A 14,560-nucleotide genomic window follows, 5' to 3' on the forward strand; every position below is an offset into this window, starting at 1 on the left:
ACCGCAAGGGCGGGTCACCCGGAGCTTAATCACATCCCCGTGGGAAATTAAAGAATATTAGGGAATGTACGTTCTATGGCGTGACCAAGAACAGAATGTATGTTCTTATCATGGGCAACGTAACATGCTGCAGGAGTCGGGGATGCGCGGACAGGATCTCGATATCATCGCAATAGGGCGTTCTTCGGTCGATCTGTACGGACAGCAGATTGGCGGCCGTCTGGAAGACATGGCGAGTTTCAGCAAGGCCGTGGGCGGATGCCCCGCCAATATTGCCATCGGCACCTCACGCCTCGGTCTGAAATCCGGGATCATCACCCGGGTGGGTCACGAGCATTTCGGCCGCTTCATCACCGAGCAGTTGCAGCGTGAAGGGGTTTGTACCGATGGCGTGCGCGTCGATCCCGATCGCTTTACGGCGCTGGCCATTCTGGGCGTACGTGACCGGGAGAATTTCCCGCTCCTGTTCTATCGCACCGATTGCGCCGATGCGGCCCTCGATGAGGATGATATCGATCCGGCGCTGATTGCGCGCACCAAAGCGGTCGTCGTAACCGGCACGCATTTTTCGCGCCCTGCCTCGGCCAGGGCACAGCGCAAGGCGATGGATCTCGTGCACGAACATGGCGGCAAGGTCGTGTTCGATGTGGATTATCGACCCAATCTCTGGGGGCTTGCCGGTATCGGGGACGGGGAATCACGCTATGTGAAATCCGAGAACGTCACCCGTCATCTCATGACGATCCTGCCTCACTGCGACCTGATCGTGGGTACGGAAGAAGAGCTGCATATTGCAGGCGGTAGCGAGGATACGCTTGAGGCCATTCGCGCCATACGGGCCGTGTCCGATGGGACCATCGTGTGCAAACGCGGCCCTATGGGCTGCGTCGTGTTCGAAGGGCCTATTCCGCAATCCCTGGAAGACGGTATTTCTGGCCCCGGTTTTCCGGTCGAGGTTTATAACACGCTGGGCGCAGGGGATGCTTTCATGTCCGGCTTCCTGCGTGGCTGGGTGCGCGGCGAGAAGATTGTCGAATGCTGCCGCTTCGCCAATGCCTGCGGGGCGTTTGCAGTGTCGCGTCTTCTCTGCTCGTCGGAAATCCCGACCTGGGAAGAACTGAGCTATTTCCTGGAAAAGGGCAGCACCCATCGTGCCCTGCGCCGTGACGAGGCCATCAACCATCTTCACTGGGTCACGACGCGTCGCGCGCAGACCACGCCCATTATGGCGCTCGCTTGCGATCATCGTCTCCAGCTCGAGGAAATCGCGACAGCCGCCGGCGCTTCTTTCGACCGTATCCCGAAATTCAAGACGCTGGCAGTTGCGGCCGCAAAATCCGTGGCGCAGGGTCGGCCCGGCTTTGGGGTGTTCATGGACGGGCGCTACGGTCAGGACGCTTTGTTCGAAGCGTCTCATGCCGGGCTCTGGACCGCCCGCCCAATCGAGAAAACGGGGTCGCGCCCGCTCGATTTCGAATGTGGCGGCTCGCTTGGGGCGCATCTGGTGGAATGGCCCAGCGAGCAGGTCATCAAATGCCTGTGCTTCTACCATCCCGATGACTCCGAAGAACTCAAGCAGCGTCAGGAACGTGAACTGATCCGCGCGCAGGATGCCTGCCGCAAGCTCGGCAAGGAAATCCTGATCGAGATCATCGCGGGCAAGAACGGCACCCTGACCTCGGAGACCGTCTCGTCCATTCTCTCGCGTCTCTACGATGTTGGGCTGCGTCCCGATTGGTGGAAGCTTGAGGGCCAGCGCGACCCCAAGGCCTGGGAAAAGATCGGCGCCGTCATCGAGGCGCGTGATCCGCATTGCCGTGGGGTCGTGATCCTGGGGCTCGATGCCCCGGCCGAGGAACTGATGGACGCCTTCAAGGCCTCGGCAGCCACGCCCTGGGTCAAGGGCTTCGCCATTGGCCGCACGATCTTCGCTCAGCCCGCACGGGACTGGCTGGCCGGCAAGACCAGTGATGAACAGGCCGTGGCCGAGATGGCCCGTCGGTTCCAAGCTTTCGTGAATGCCTGGGAGTCCCGCGATCAGGCGGTGCTTTCCGGGGCCAGCGCGTGACGTCAGGGAAAGAGTACACGGATATGAAAACCATTCGTCTGACCATGAGCCAGGCTCTCATACGGGCCATGATCGCGCAGAAGACCGAGATCAATGGGCGTATCGAGCCCTACTTTGCGGGGGTCTGGGCCATTTTTGGCCATGGCAATGTGGCCGGGATCGGCGAGGCCCTGCACGGTGCACGCGATGCTCTGCCAACCCTGCGCGGGCATAATGAGCAGGGCATGGTTCATGCGGCGACGGCCTTTGCCAAGGCATCGCGCCGCCGCCAGGCGATGGCCTGCACGAGTTCGATCGGCCCGGGCGCGCTGAACATGGTGACGGGCGCTGCCGTCGCGCATGTCAACCGCCTGCCGGTTCTGCTTCTGCCGGGTGATGTGTTCGCCAATCGTATCCCTGACCCGGTGCTGCAACAGGTCGAGGATTTTGGTGACGGCACCGTGAGTGCAAGCGATGCGTTCCGCTCGGTCTCTCGTTATTTCGACCGCATCACCCGTCCGGAACAGATCATTCCAGCCTTCCAGCGCGCTATGGCAGTTCTGACCGACCCGGCCGAATGCGGTCCGGTTACGTTGTCGCTGTGCCAGGACGTGCAGGCCGAGGCCTTTGATTATCCCGAGAGCTTCTTCGCCGAGCGTATCCACCGTGTTCGTCGCCCCGGTGCCGATGAACGTGAGCTGGAAGAGGCGATTGCCCTCATCAGCCAGTCGCGCAAGCCGCTGGTCATTGCCGGAGGCGGGGTGCTCTATGCCGGGATCGAAAAGCAGCTTGCGGCTTTCTGCGCGGCCAAGGGTATCCCTGTTGGCGAGACGCAGGCGGGGCGCTCTTCCCTGCCGACCTCCAACAGCCTGAATATGGGCGGGATAGGCGTCAGTGGCAGCGCGGCGGCCAATGAGATGGCTGCGGACGCGGATCTCGTGATTGCGGTGGGCACGCGCCTGGCCGATTTCACGACCGGGTCCTGGGGGCTGTTCTCCAATCCTGACATGAAAATTGTCTCGCTTAACGTGCAGCCTTTCGATGCAACCAAGCATCAGGCCCTCGCCGTGGTGGGCGACGCAGGCAAGTCCCTTTCAGCGCTCGAAGCCGGTCTGACAGGCTGGAAAGCAGAGAGCAGCTGGACCGGCAAGGCCGAACGCGCCTATCGCCAGTGGATGGAGATTTCAGCCCGTTATCAGGCATTGCCTGATGCCAGCCAGACGGGTTTGCCGACCGATGCACAGGTTATCGGGGCCGTGCAGCGCACAGGGCGTCCCACCGATACGGTGGTCTGTGCGGCGGGCGGTCTGCCTGCCGAACTCCAGAAGCACTGGCAGGCTGAGCAGCCCGGCGGCTACCATATGGAATACGGCTTTTCCTGCATGGGGTATGAGCTCGCAGGCGCGTTGGGCGTGAAGATGGCCTGCCCCGATCGCGAGGTGATCGTGATGCTGGGCGACGGGTCCTGGCTCATGCTCAATACCGAGATCGCCACTTCGGTATTGCTCGACCAGAAGCTGATCGTCGTGCTCCTCGATAACCACGGCTATGGCTGCATCAACCGCCTGCAGCAGGAATGCGGTGGCGCGCCGTTTAATAATCTCTGGGAAGATTGCCGTCAGGTTCGTCCCTTCAAGATCGATTTCGTCCAACTGGCCCATGGCCTGGGCGCGCATGCCGAAAAAGTCCCTGATCTGCCTTCGCTGACGGCTGCGGTGGAGCGTGCGCGCTCTTCCGATCGTACCACGGTGATCGTGATCGACACCGACCCGGCCCCCACGACCACCGATGGGGGCGCTTGGTGGGATGTGGCCGTGCCGGAAATATCGGAGCGCGCGCAGGTCACGAAGGCACGCGAGGGCTATGAGCGCCAGCGTGGCACGCAGCGCATCGGCAACTAGAACAATCTGGCGAATTCCCCTGTTTCAGGAGGCAGAAATGACCATCAAGATCGGCGCCAACCCCATCATCTGGTCGAATGACGACATGCAGTCGGTGGGGGCGACCACCACGCTCGAAATGTGTCTCGACCAGGCCCGGAAGGCCGGCATCCAGGGCATGGAACTGGGGCATAAATTCCCCCAGACCGTGTCCGGGATGAAGGCCGCGCTCGAACCGTTCGGTATGGAATTCATCTCTGGCTGGTGGTCCACCGAACTGCTCACCCGCAGCGCAGATGACGAAATCGCCGCGCTCAAGCCGCGCCTCGAATTGCTCAAGGGCATGGGCTGCAAGGTCTGCATCGCCGCCGAAACCTCCAATGCCATTCATGGCCAGATCGACACGCCCCTCTCGGCACGTCCCTACCTTCAGCCCGGGGAATGGGCCGAATTCGCAAGGCGCATGACGGTGGTGGCCAGTTTCCTGGCCGATCATGGCATCGACCTCGTTTACCACCATCACATGGGCACGGTCGTGCAGTCGCGTGAGGACATTGCGCGTTTCATGGATCTGACAGGTCCCTCGGTGAAGCTGCTGCTCGATACCGGCCATGCCCTCTGGGGCGGCTCGGACCCTGCCGAACTGGCACGCTCCTATCGTGAGCGTATCGGGCATGTTCATGGCAAGGATATCCGTCCGTTCAAGCGCGCCCAGGCCGATGTGTACGACTGGAGCTTCCTGCGCAGCGTGCTGTCGGGCGTTTTCACCGTGCCTGGCGATGGCTGCATCGATTATGCCCGGGTAATGCGCGAATTGCCGGATTACGCAGGCTGGATCGTGCTGGAAGCCGAGCAGGACCCCGAACTCGCCAATCCGCTCGTCTATGCCCGTATGGGTCGCAATTATCTGATGGATACGCTGATTGCGACCGGCCATATCAAAGGGGCTGCGTCATGAGTTCAAAGCTTCTGGTTCATTCGCATCAGCGCGATGACTCAAAACGCACCGTCTCCGTCACGCCGGAGAGCGCCGGTTGGGGCTATATCGGTTTCAATGTGCGCGCACTCGAGGCAGGAGAACACGTATCTGATCGTACCGGGCCGAATGAGGTCTGCCTTGTGCTTGTCAGTGGCAAGGCACGCATCATCGGCGCCGGAGAGGATTTCGGCGTTCTGGGCGAGCGCATGGACCCCTTCAGCGGCGCGCCTTGGTCGGTCTATCTGCCCTCCGGTGCAGAGTGGCGTGTCGAGGCCGAGACCGCGGTGGAACTTGCCGTTTGCGCTTCACCTGCCAAAGGAAAATACCCCGCCCGCGTGATCCGTCCCGAGGACGTAGGGGAGCTGACGCGCGGCACGGGTACGAACCAGCGCTTTGTGCGCAATATCCTGCCTGATACGGCAGAGGCCGAAACGCTTCTGGTGGTCGAAGTGATTACCCCCGGCGGCCACTGGTCCAGCTATCCGCCGCACAAGCACGATACAGATGATTTTCCGAACGAGACTTATCTGGAAGAGACTTATTACCATCGCCTGAAACGCGGCAGCGGGTTCGCGCTTCAACGCGTCTACACCAAGGATGGGTCGCTCGACGAGGCCATGGCCGTGGCCGATCGCGACGTGGTTCTGGTGCCCAAGGGCTATCATCCGGTCGGCGCGCCACACGGGTTCGATCTTTATTATCTCAACGTCATGGCGGGTCCGCGCCGGGCATGGAAATTCTCCATGGATCCCGACCAGGCCCATCTTCCCTACTGATCCGGAAAAGCGGAGTGCGCTGACATGACCCTCAAGATTGGTGTTATCGGCACGGGTGCCATTGGTGAAGACCATATTCGCCGCTGTATGCAGGCCCTCTCGGGCGCGCAGATCGTGGCCGTGACCGATGTGAATCTGGATCGCGCCCGGCAAGTGGCCGATCAATACGCACCCGGTGCCAAGGTACCCGAAGATGGGGAGGCTCTGATCGCTCTCCCCGAGGTTGAGGCGGTGATCGTCACCTCCTGGGGGGGTACGCATGCACGCTATGTGCTCGAGGCGATCAGACACGGCAAATATGTTTTTTGTGAAAAGCCGCTGGCGACAACAGCCGCAGATTGTCTGAAGATCGTCGAGGCCGAGGCCGCCCACGGCAAGCGTCTCGTTCAGGTCGGGTTCATGCGCCCCTATGATGCAGGGTATCGTGCCCTCAAGGCCCTGATCGACAGGGGTGAGATCGGCGAAGTGCTGATGATTCATGCCGCCCATCGCAACCAGCGCGTGGGGGCCAATTACAAGACCGATATGGGTATCACCGATACGCTGGTGCACGAGCTCGATGTATTCCGCTGGATGCTGGGCGATGACTATGTCAGCGCGCAGGTCATTTTCCCACGGCGCAGCGGTATGGCCATGGAGCATATGCGCGATCCGCAGATCGTGCTGCTCGAGACGAAAAAAGGCATACGTATCGATGTCGAAATATTCGTGAACTGTCAGTACGGCTATGACATCAAATGCGCGGTGGTCGGTGAACTGGGCGAGGCAAGCCTGCCCATGCCGCCCGCCGTTGAATTGCGCAAATCTGCCGCGCTTTCTACTGAAATCATGACGGACTGGAAGGAGCGTTTCATCGCAGCCTATGACGTCGAACTGCAGGATTTCATCAATGGCGTGAAGGCAGGCAAGCTCAACGGCGCAACATCCTGGGACGGTTATTGCGCTTCGGTGGCCGCCGATGCCTGCGTGAAGGCGCAGGAAAGCGGTCGGATCGAGCCGATTGAAATGTCGGCCCGTCCGGCCCTCTACACGGTCTGACCTTTCCGGAAAAAGGAGAGTCAGACCCGAAAACGAGCCGGACGGATCTGCCGCGTCAAACAGGGAGCGGCCCGCTTGCAGCACAGGGCGCACAGGATCCGACAAGAGCTCATCTCAACCCGTTCAATGAATATCCCGCCCGGCGATGAAGCGCCGGAGAAGGAGAATCTTCGATGAGAAGAGTAAAAGACGTGGTCATGGTGTCTTCGGAGCGCCATGATGTGGGCTATGTGCTGCGTATCTGCGCCATCGCTGCCCTGGGCGGTATCCTTTTCGGTTACGATACCTCGGTGATCTCGGGGGCGATTTCCCCCCTGCAGGAATATTTTCACCTTTCTCCCGCACAGACTGGCTGGGCGGTGTCCAACGTTGTCATCGGCTGCATGGTCGGTGCGATGATCTCGGGTACAATGGCCGATCGTCTGGGTCGGCGCATGACCCTTTTCATCTGCGCCCTTCTGTTCAGCCTGCAATCCGTGGGAACGGCGCTCGCGACTGATTTCACATGGTTCGTGGTCTATCGCATGCTGGGCGGTATCGCTGTGGGCGTCGCCTCGGCAGTCTCCCCCATGTACATGTCTGAGGTTTCGCCCAAGGACATGCGTGGCCGTGCGCTCAGCATGGAACAGTTCGCGATCGTGTTTGGTCAGGTCGTGGTATTCATCGTCAATTACCTGATCGCGCGCTCTGCCACGCCGGAATGGCTGCTCGACATGGGGTGGCGCTGGATGTTCGGCTCGGAAATCGTGCCCTGTATCCTGTTCTGCGCCACGATCTTCTTCATTCCGGAATCACCGCGCTGGCATGTGCTCAAGGGTCGGCATGACGAGGCGCTCAAGACGCTTACCCGTATTTCCAACGAGCATCACGCCCGTAACCTTCACGCCGAAATCAAGCAGTCCCTGGGCGCAGTCGCGCAATCCTCGCTTGGCTTCACCAAGGTTCTGGGCGACGCGCGTGCACGCTGGATCATTTTCGTGGGCGCCAGCATCGCCGCTCTGCAGCAGGTCACGGGCATCAACGTCATGATGTACTACGCCCCGATGGTGCTGAAATCGACCAGCGGCAGTCTCCAGGCCGCTCTGTTCCAGACAATCTGGATCGGTTTCGCCCTGCTGGCCGGCTGCGTCATCGGCGCGTGGATCGTTGATCGTCATGGTCGCAAGCCGCTCATGCTCTGGGGCTCGATTGGCATGGTGCTCGGTCTGCTTGTGGTGTCCTGGGGGCTTTACACCCAGTCCACCGGGCTCATGGCGCTCTCGGGCATGCTCGTCTTCATGCTCATGTTCGGCCTTTCCTGGGGGCCTGTATGCTGGATCCTGATTTCCGAGATCTTCCCCAATCGCTTCCGTGCCGTCGGCATCAGTCTGGCCGTGACATCGCAATGGGGCATGAATTTCGTGGTTAGCCAGTTCTTCCCGATGCTGAGCGAGAATAAATATCTCTCCGAGCAGTTCCATGGCGCCTTCTCGATGTGGCTGTTCGCGATCCTGGGCCTGTTCGCCCTGTGGTTCGTGATGAAGTTTGTGCCCGAAACCAAGGGCGTTGCGCTGGAAAAGATCGAGGACACGATGATCAATCATCGCACGCTCTTTGCGGCATCCTCTTCGGTCGCCAGCAATTCGACCCGTCACGTCTGAGCAGGAGAACAGGATCATGCGCAAATCTCTTCGCGTCGGTCTGATCGGCACCGGTTTCATGGGCAAGGCACATGCCTTGTCCTATCAGGCCGCCGGCAGTGTCTTCGATGATATCTCCAGACCCGTTCTGCATGCGGTGGCCGATATCGACGGCGCCCGGGCTGAACAGTTCAGGAATCAGTTCGGCTTTCAGAAAGCCATGACGGAATGGCGGGACCTGGTTGCGGACCCTGAGATCGATATCGTCTCGATCACCACACCGACCCTGTTCCATAAGGAAATGGCGCTTGCCGCCATCGCCGCAGGCAAGCATGTGCATTGTGAAAAGCCGCTGGCCGTCAGCGCCGCCGATGCACAGGAAATGATGCTTGCTGCCGAGAAGGCGGGGGTGCGAACCGCCAGTGGGTTCAATTACCTCAAGAACCCTCTGCTCAAATATGCGCGCGAGATGATTGCTTCGGGGGAATTGGGCGAAATCACCGATTTCAACGGGATCCACGCCGAGGGTTTCATGGCCGATCCCGAAACACCCTGGTCGTGGCGCTGTGACCCGGCGGGCGGGCAGGGGGCGATAGCAGATGTGGGCAGCCATATCATCGCCATCGCACGCTTTCTGCTCGGGCCGGTTTCGCAGGTTTTCGCCCAGCTCGACACGCCCATCAAGACGCGACCGGTCAGGCAGGGGGCCGCCGAGCGCAAGGAGGTGGGGGTGGATGACATTGCCCGCATGATCGTGTCGTTCGAGCGCGGATGCTCGGGAACGTTGCAGGCCAACTGGCTTGCGACGGGTCGCAACATGCAACTCGCCTTTCAGATCTCCGGCAGCAAGGGAACGCTCGCCTTCAGTCAGGAGCGCATGAATGAACTGCATTACTACAAGGTTGGCGAGAACTCCCGTAGCAACGGGTTCCGGGTCATCGAGTCCGGTCCGCAACATGCACCTTACGGCGCCTTCTGCGTTGCGGGTGGCCATCATCTGGGCTTCAACGATCTCAAGACGATCGAAATGGCAGAGTTCATCCGCGCCATCGATCAGAACCGCGCGGCAAGCCCGGATTTCCGTGAAGCCTGGGAAGTGCAGCGCCTGATCGATGCGGCCGTGATGTCCCATAAGGACCGCAGCTGGCTCACGCTCTGAGCGACGTCTCACCCCCGTGCATGGCACGGGGGCATGAATTCTGAAAACAGGGAAACACAATGCCGCTTCTGCATTTCCATGTCGTCGAAGGGCGCAGCGAGAGCGATATCAAGGCCATGCTCGATGCAGCGCATGAAGCCATGCTCGAAACCTTTGAGGTCCCCCGAGGGGATCGCTATCAGATCGTCTCGGAGCACAAGAAGACCCATCTGATCGTCGAGGATACCGGGCTGGATATACCGAGAACCGAGAAGGTATTACTTCTGCAGATGTTCACACGTCCGCGTGGCGATCAGAAGAACGCCGAATTCTACAAGAATTTGACCGATCGTTTGCAGGCGAGCTGTGCTATGCAGCCTTCTGACGTCATGGTCTCGGTTGTAGAGAATAACGACGCGCACTGGTCGTTCGGTCATGGACGGGCGCAGTTTCTGACGGGCGAGCTCTAGACCGTCATTCTCACGGGAGAAGAACGTCCATGTTGCCCGATGCCTACTCCAGGACCGAGCCAGAAAGCGTAGAAACAGGAGCGTGCCCCTTTCCCCTGGCCGTCTGTGCCGAGATGCAGTTTCTTGATCTGCCTTTCATCGAGCGGGTGAAGCATATCTCCCGGGAAGGCTTCATGGTCGAGATATGGGACTGGACGCGGCAGGATCTCAAACGACTTGCCGCAACGGGTGCCGTGTTTTCTTCGATGACGGGCTATGTACGAGGTACGCTCGCCGATCGCGATGGTGCGGCCGAGTTGCTGCGTACGGCCACGCAATCCATTCATGCTGCAAAGGAACTGGGCGTACCTAGGCTCAACCTGCATGGCACAGGGCTCGATCCAGACGGATTGCCGGTTCTGCCCTGCGCGGCAGGTCCCGATGGCGCCATGTGGATGACCGCGAGGGATACGCTCTGTCGTCTGGCGGAACTGGGCGCGCGGCACGGGGTGATGTTCGTTCTGGAAAATCTCAACGCCCAGATTGACCACCCCGGCGTCCCCTTCGGGCGGGCAGAAGACTGTCTTGCGCTGGTCAGAAGCGTCGATCATCCCTCGCTGAGACTGATGCTCGATTTGTATCATGCGCAGATAGGAGAAGGGAATCTGATCGCTTTCATCGAGAGGGCTCTGCCCTATATCGGTGAGATTCAGGTTGCGGATGTGCCCGGCCGATGCGAGCCTGGAACAGGTGAGATCCACTATCCGGCGATTGCGCGTGCATTATTACGTCTCGATTATCGCGGTGTGATCGGTCTGGAGTCCTGGGCAGAAGGCGGCGAGAGCGAACGGGCCCTGACGCGCTTCGCGACGGCTTTCAGTCTCGCTGCCTGAGTCCTCACCCACGAGGAAAGCCGCGGGCGAAATCGTGCGGGGGTATCGGCAAATCATCATTGAAGACGGATAAGGCGCAGTCCTTCCTGTGCCTTAAGACGCGATGGACGGTCTCGCCCCTTGACGCAGCTTCCTGTAGCGGAGCGTGATTCCCTCTTCAACTTCATGTTATTTCGAGCCAAGATGGCGGCCGGTTCATGCGGCGGCCACGTATCAGCTGCGGGATAGGATGTCTCCTCCGCGCTGCGCCGAGATGTCCTGTCCGTCATATGCAGGTGGAAATGACGATCTCGGCTTTGACGAATGTGATGATGCATGATGCAGGTTTGCCTGAATGAGCAGTCAGGCGCAGAGCTATGCCCATGCGACCGATGAGGTGCTGATGCGCTGGTCGGGCGAGGGCGATCAGGAGGCCTTCAGTCACATCGTCTCCCGGCATAGTCAGCACGTGGTGCGCATTGCCGCGCGCATCGTCGGCAGTGTGGAGGCCGCAGAGGAAATCTCGCAGGAGATCTTTATCAAGATCTGGAAGAGTGCGGCGCAGTATGAGAGCGCGCGTTCCCGGTTCTCCACGTGGCTCTACCGGGTGGTGATGAACAGCTGCATCGATTTTACCCGCAAGCGCAAGTTCGATCCGCTCCCCGACTCCTTCGATGTGATCGACGAGTCAGAGAATCCTGAGGAAGAGGCAGCGCGCAAGGAATGGGAAAACATGCTGGCGGTAGCCGTGGATCGGATTCCCGTGCAACAAAGAGAGGCGATAACCCTCGTCTATGGCGAGGACCATACGGGTACCGAAGCCGCACGCCTGATGGGCATCTCAAGGAAAAGGGTCGAGCGTCTGCTGAGTTCTGGGCGTTCACGGCTTCGAAAAGAGATGTTAGGAATGAGATCTAAATGGAACCCCAGGTCTTCATGATGGATATTAAGCGCTTCACATCTCTGGCCCAGTCCTATGGAGGCGCTCTCGAGCGCTGGCCGGAAGAGGAGCGCGCCTCCGCGCGAGCCCTGAGTGAGATCAGTCCGCAGGCGCGCGATATCCTTGCGCAGGAGCGGATGCTCGATAGCGACATCGCACAGGCTCTGGCACTGCGTCAGAATGAGGCGGCCCTAACGGATGCGGCGCAGAGAGTGAGGCACTCGGTCATGGCGCAGATACAGGCTTCATCTGTGCAGGCTTCATCTGTGCAGGCTTCATTCATGCCCAGGGGGCAGGCCTCATCTGGTGAGACCCGATTATGGGTGCGGTTTGTCGCAGCAATTGAGGCCATGGCGGAGCGTCTTGAATGGCGCCCGGCGGCTGTCGGGTTGTGTATGTTGTCCTGCCTTGGGGGCATATGGCTCGGTCTGGCCGCGCCGGACCACGCTCTGGATAGCGCCACCATGGCGGTTCTGAATACGGCGCTTGGTGGGGTCGGTCTGTGAGGGCAGCAAGGCGAAGCTCCGGGATCACGCGTGGCGTGCTTCTCGCCTCGATCATGCTCAATCTGTTTTTTCTCTCGTTTCTGGGAATCCGTTATGCCCAGAACCGCTCCCCTGTCTGTATCGACCGGCGCATCACGATCAATGGCCTGATCGCCAGCCTTCCGCGCGAGGATCAGAAGAAATTCGCCCAGGTGCTTCAGCAGGACAAACCCCGTTATTGGGACCAGTTGCTCGCTATCGGTGTCAAACGTGCCGCACTCGACAAGGCGGTGCTGGCCCCCGAGTTCGCTCTGGACAGGGTTCAGGCTGATTTTCGGGACTGGCAGGTCTCATGGAACGATTTCATGACGGTTTTCGGCATGACCCTGATTGACGCTACCGCCCGCATTTCTCCTCAGGGGCGTCAGGCCCTCATACAGGCCTTCCCCAACCATCCTCACTGCAACTGAGACCGCGCGAGGGGATGCCGATTGCAAGGACGCGCCGCGTCCGCGCCAGCGCAATCCCGTTTGGACGAGGCTGTTTTTCTGCCGCCAGATCGGGAAGAAACCCGAAAACCGCTCTCAGGTCGGGGAACAGGCCCGGATGTTCTGCGTTGAATACTTGATCCTGTTAAGAAACGTTAACAATTGCGCTGTCTTCTGCAAGCAATAATGACTGAGAGATGATTTTCATTCTCAACTGTTGATAGGTTTCCTCAGTGTATCAAAGGGATTTTCAGAATATCCCGATAAGTCAAGAACGGAACCGACTCCGGTGCTGGCGTTTATGATGTCAGTCATCCTTGTTGGAGAATTCTGATGTCTGATGCGCACATCAAACCCGCGACAACCGATTCAGGCGCACCCGTCGCCAGCACCGATTATTCACTCAGTGTCGGGGCCGATGGCCCGATTGTTCTGCACGACCACTACCTCATCGAGCAGATGGCAACCTTCAATCGTGAGATGATCCCCGATCGTCAGCCCCATGCCAAGGGTGGTGGCGCGTTCGGTCATTTCGAGGTCACTCATGACGTCAGCGCCTATACCAAGGCAAAATTTCTGCAAAAAGGCCAGAAGACGGAGACAGTCGTTCGTTTCTCCACGGTGGCCGGTGAGTCGGGCAGTCCGGACACATGGCGCGACCCGCGTGGCTTCTCGGTGAAGTTCTATACCGAGGAAGGCAATTTCGACATGGTGGGCAATAACACGCCCGTCTTCTTCGTGCGCGACCCGATGAAGTTCCAGCACTTTATCCATTCCCAGAAGCGCCGTGCCGATAACGGTCTGCGCGACAACGACATGCAGTGGGATTTCTGGACGCTCAGCCCGGAATCCGCCCATCAGGTCACCTGGCTCATGGGCGATCGCGGTATTCCCGCGAGCTGGCGTCACATGGACGGATTCTCGAGCCATACCTATCTCTGGGTCAATGAGGCGGGTGAGCGCTTCTGGGTCAAGTATCACTTCAAGACCGATCAGGGCATCAAGTGCCTGACGCAGGATCAGGCTGACAAGCTGGCTGGTAGCGATGCGGATTATCACCGTCGCGATCTGTACGAGGCAATCAAGCGCGGTGAAAACCCGAGCTGGACGCTCAAGATGCAGATCATGCCCTATGAGGATGCCAAGACCTATCACATCAATCCGTTTGATCTGACCAAGGTCTGGCCGCAGGGTGAATATCCGCTGATCGAGGTCGGCAAGCTCACTCTGGACCGCAACCCGACGGATTTCTTCGCGCAGATCGAGCAGGTGGCCTTTGAGCCGAACAACTACGTGCCCGGCACGGGTCTGTCGCCGGACAAGATGCTCCTGGCGCGTTCCTTCGCCTATGCCGATGCACATCGTGCGCGCCTCGGGGTGAACTACAAGCAGATCCCGGTGAATGCGCCGAAATGCCCGGTTCATTCCTACTCCAAGGGCGGGACCATGCGCTCACATAACGCTTCCGATCCGGTCTATGTGCCCAACTCCAAGGGTGGTCCGGTGGCGGACGCTGAACGCTTCCCCGAAAATGCGGTCTGGGCGGCCGATGGTGAGTTCGTACGTGCAGCTTATACGCTGCGCCCCGATGATGACGATTTCAGCCAGGCCAATGCCCTGGTGAACAAGGTCATGGACGACGCGGCCCGTGAGCGTCTGGTCCAGAATGCTGCAGGTCATATCTCTGGCGGTGTGGAAGAGCCGGTTTTGTCGCGCGTCTTCGACTATTGGAGCAAGGTGGACGAAAAAATCGGTCAGCGCATCCGCGATGCGGTGCTTGCCCAGAAGGGCTGAGCCACGCCACCGAAATGAGGTGCGCAGGAGGGGAGAGCCGTCTCTGGCTCTCCCC

Annotated in this window: 13 protein-coding genes; all 13 read left to right on the plus strand. The window is 59.7% G+C overall.

Annotated features, from left to right (window positions below; all coding sequences use genetic code 11):
* The first annotated feature begins 142 nt into the window (after window positions 1-142).
* Window positions 143-2,068 carry a 5-dehydro-2-deoxygluconokinase gene (iolC, locus tag WFJ47_RS06105; protein WP_336761596.1) on the plus strand — a complete coding sequence of 642 codons (1,926 nt, stop codon included), beginning with the start codon at window positions 143-145 and terminating at the stop codon, window positions 2,066-2,068.
* Between the two features lie 23 nt (window positions 2,069-2,091).
* Window positions 2,092-3,948 carry a 3D-(3,5/4)-trihydroxycyclohexane-1,2-dione acylhydrolase (decyclizing) gene (iolD, locus tag WFJ47_RS06110; protein ID WP_336761598.1) on the plus strand — a complete coding sequence of 619 codons (1,857 nt, stop codon included), beginning with the start codon at window positions 2,092-2,094 and terminating at the stop codon, window positions 3,946-3,948.
* A 37-nt stretch (window positions 3,949-3,985) separates the two neighbouring features.
* Window positions 3,986-4,885, plus strand: a complete 900-nt coding sequence (iolE, locus tag WFJ47_RS06115) for a myo-inosose-2 dehydratase (protein ID WP_127103304.1) — start codon at window positions 3,986-3,988, stop codon at window positions 4,883-4,885.
* Entirely contained in the window at window positions 4,882-5,682 is an 801-nt protein-coding gene (gene iolB, locus WFJ47_RS06120) for a 5-deoxy-glucuronate isomerase (protein WP_127103305.1), read from the plus strand. Before iolE ends, iolB begins: the two co-directional genes overlap by 4 nt.
* 24 nt (window positions 5,683-5,706) lie before the next feature.
* A complete protein-coding gene (locus tag WFJ47_RS06125) occupies window positions 5,707-6,720 on the plus strand; it encodes a Gfo/Idh/MocA family protein (protein WP_127103306.1) in 1,014 nt (337 codons plus the stop codon).
* Window positions 6,721-6,893: 173 nt separating this feature from the next.
* On the plus strand, window positions 6,894-8,360 hold the full coding sequence (locus tag WFJ47_RS06130) for a sugar porter family MFS transporter (RefSeq protein WP_336761601.1): 1,467 nt from the start codon (window positions 6,894-6,896) through the stop codon (window positions 8,358-8,360).
* A 16-nt stretch (window positions 8,361-8,376) separates the two neighbouring features.
* Complete coding sequence (locus WFJ47_RS06135) at window positions 8,377-9,498, plus strand: Gfo/Idh/MocA family protein (RefSeq protein ID WP_127103307.1); 1,122 nt, start codon at window positions 8,377-8,379, stop codon at window positions 9,496-9,498.
* A gap of 59 nt (window positions 9,499-9,557) precedes the next feature.
* Window positions 9,558-9,947: a tautomerase family protein gene (locus WFJ47_RS06140; RefSeq protein WP_127103308.1), complete on the plus strand. Its 390-nt coding sequence runs from the start codon at window positions 9,558-9,560 to the stop codon at window positions 9,945-9,947.
* 29 nt (window positions 9,948-9,976) lie between these two features.
* The gene (locus tag WFJ47_RS06145) at window positions 9,977-10,819 is read left to right on the plus strand and encodes a TIM barrel protein (protein ID WP_336761604.1); all 843 of its coding nucleotides are present in this window, start codon (window positions 9,977-9,979) and stop codon (window positions 10,817-10,819) included.
* Between the two features lie 334 nt (window positions 10,820-11,153).
* Window positions 11,154-11,738: a sigma-70 family RNA polymerase sigma factor gene (locus WFJ47_RS06150; RefSeq protein ID WP_336761606.1), complete on the plus strand. Its 585-nt coding sequence runs from the start codon at window positions 11,154-11,156 to the stop codon at window positions 11,736-11,738.
* Entirely contained in the window at window positions 11,735-12,244 is a 510-nt protein-coding gene (locus WFJ47_RS06155) for a hypothetical protein (protein ID WP_336761608.1), read from the plus strand. The genes WFJ47_RS06150 and WFJ47_RS06155 overlap by 4 nt, the downstream gene beginning before the upstream one ends.
* A gap of 35 nt (window positions 12,245-12,279) precedes the next feature.
* Window positions 12,280-12,693: a periplasmic heavy metal sensor gene (locus tag WFJ47_RS06160; RefSeq protein WP_127103312.1), complete on the plus strand. Its 414-nt coding sequence runs from the start codon at window positions 12,280-12,282 to the stop codon at window positions 12,691-12,693.
* 351 nt (window positions 12,694-13,044) lie between these two features.
* Complete coding sequence (locus tag WFJ47_RS06165) at window positions 13,045-14,505, plus strand: catalase (RefSeq protein ID WP_336761610.1); 1,461 nt, start codon at window positions 13,045-13,047, stop codon at window positions 14,503-14,505.
* The last annotated feature ends 55 nt before the right edge of the window (window positions 14,506-14,560 follow it).

The sequence above is a fragment of the Asaia sp. VD9 genome, assembly GCF_037150015.1.
In the GTDB taxonomy this organism is placed as follows: domain Bacteria; phylum Pseudomonadota; class Alphaproteobacteria; order Acetobacterales; family Acetobacteraceae; genus Asaia.

Excerpts from the sequence above, each read along its gene's own strand:
- WFJ47_RS06135 (WP_127103307.1), top strand. The coding sequence starts at position 8,377 with ATGCGCAAATCTCTTCGCGTCGGTCTGATCGGCACCGGTTTCATGGGC.
- WFJ47_RS06165 (WP_336761610.1), top strand. The coding sequence starts at position 13,045 with ATGTCTGATGCGCACATCAAACCCGCGACAACCGATTCAGGCGCACCC.
- WFJ47_RS06145 (WP_336761604.1), top strand. The coding sequence starts at position 9,977 with ATGTTGCCCGATGCCTACTCCAGGACCGAGCCAGAAAGCGTAGAAACA.
- iolD (WP_336761598.1), top strand. The coding sequence starts at position 2,092 with ATGAAAACCATTCGTCTGACCATGAGCCAGGCTCTCATACGGGCCATG.
- WFJ47_RS06130 (WP_336761601.1), top strand. The coding sequence starts at position 6,894 with ATGAGAAGAGTAAAAGACGTGGTCATGGTGTCTTCGGAGCGCCATGAT.
- WFJ47_RS06125 (WP_127103306.1), top strand. The coding sequence starts at position 5,707 with ATGACCCTCAAGATTGGTGTTATCGGCACGGGTGCCATTGGTGAAGAC.
- iolB (WP_127103305.1), top strand. The coding sequence starts at position 4,882 with ATGAGTTCAAAGCTTCTGGTTCATTCGCATCAGCGCGATGACTCAAAA.
- WFJ47_RS06150 (WP_336761606.1), top strand. The coding sequence starts at position 11,154 with ATGAGCAGTCAGGCGCAGAGCTATGCCCATGCGACCGATGAGGTGCTG.
- iolC (WP_336761596.1), top strand. The coding sequence starts at position 143 with ATGCGCGGACAGGATCTCGATATCATCGCAATAGGGCGTTCTTCGGTC.
- WFJ47_RS06155 (WP_336761608.1), top strand. The coding sequence starts at position 11,735 with ATGATGGATATTAAGCGCTTCACATCTCTGGCCCAGTCCTATGGAGGC.
- iolE (WP_127103304.1), top strand. The coding sequence starts at position 3,986 with ATGACCATCAAGATCGGCGCCAACCCCATCATCTGGTCGAATGACGAC.
- WFJ47_RS06140 (WP_127103308.1), top strand. The coding sequence starts at position 9,558 with ATGCCGCTTCTGCATTTCCATGTCGTCGAAGGGCGCAGCGAGAGCGAT.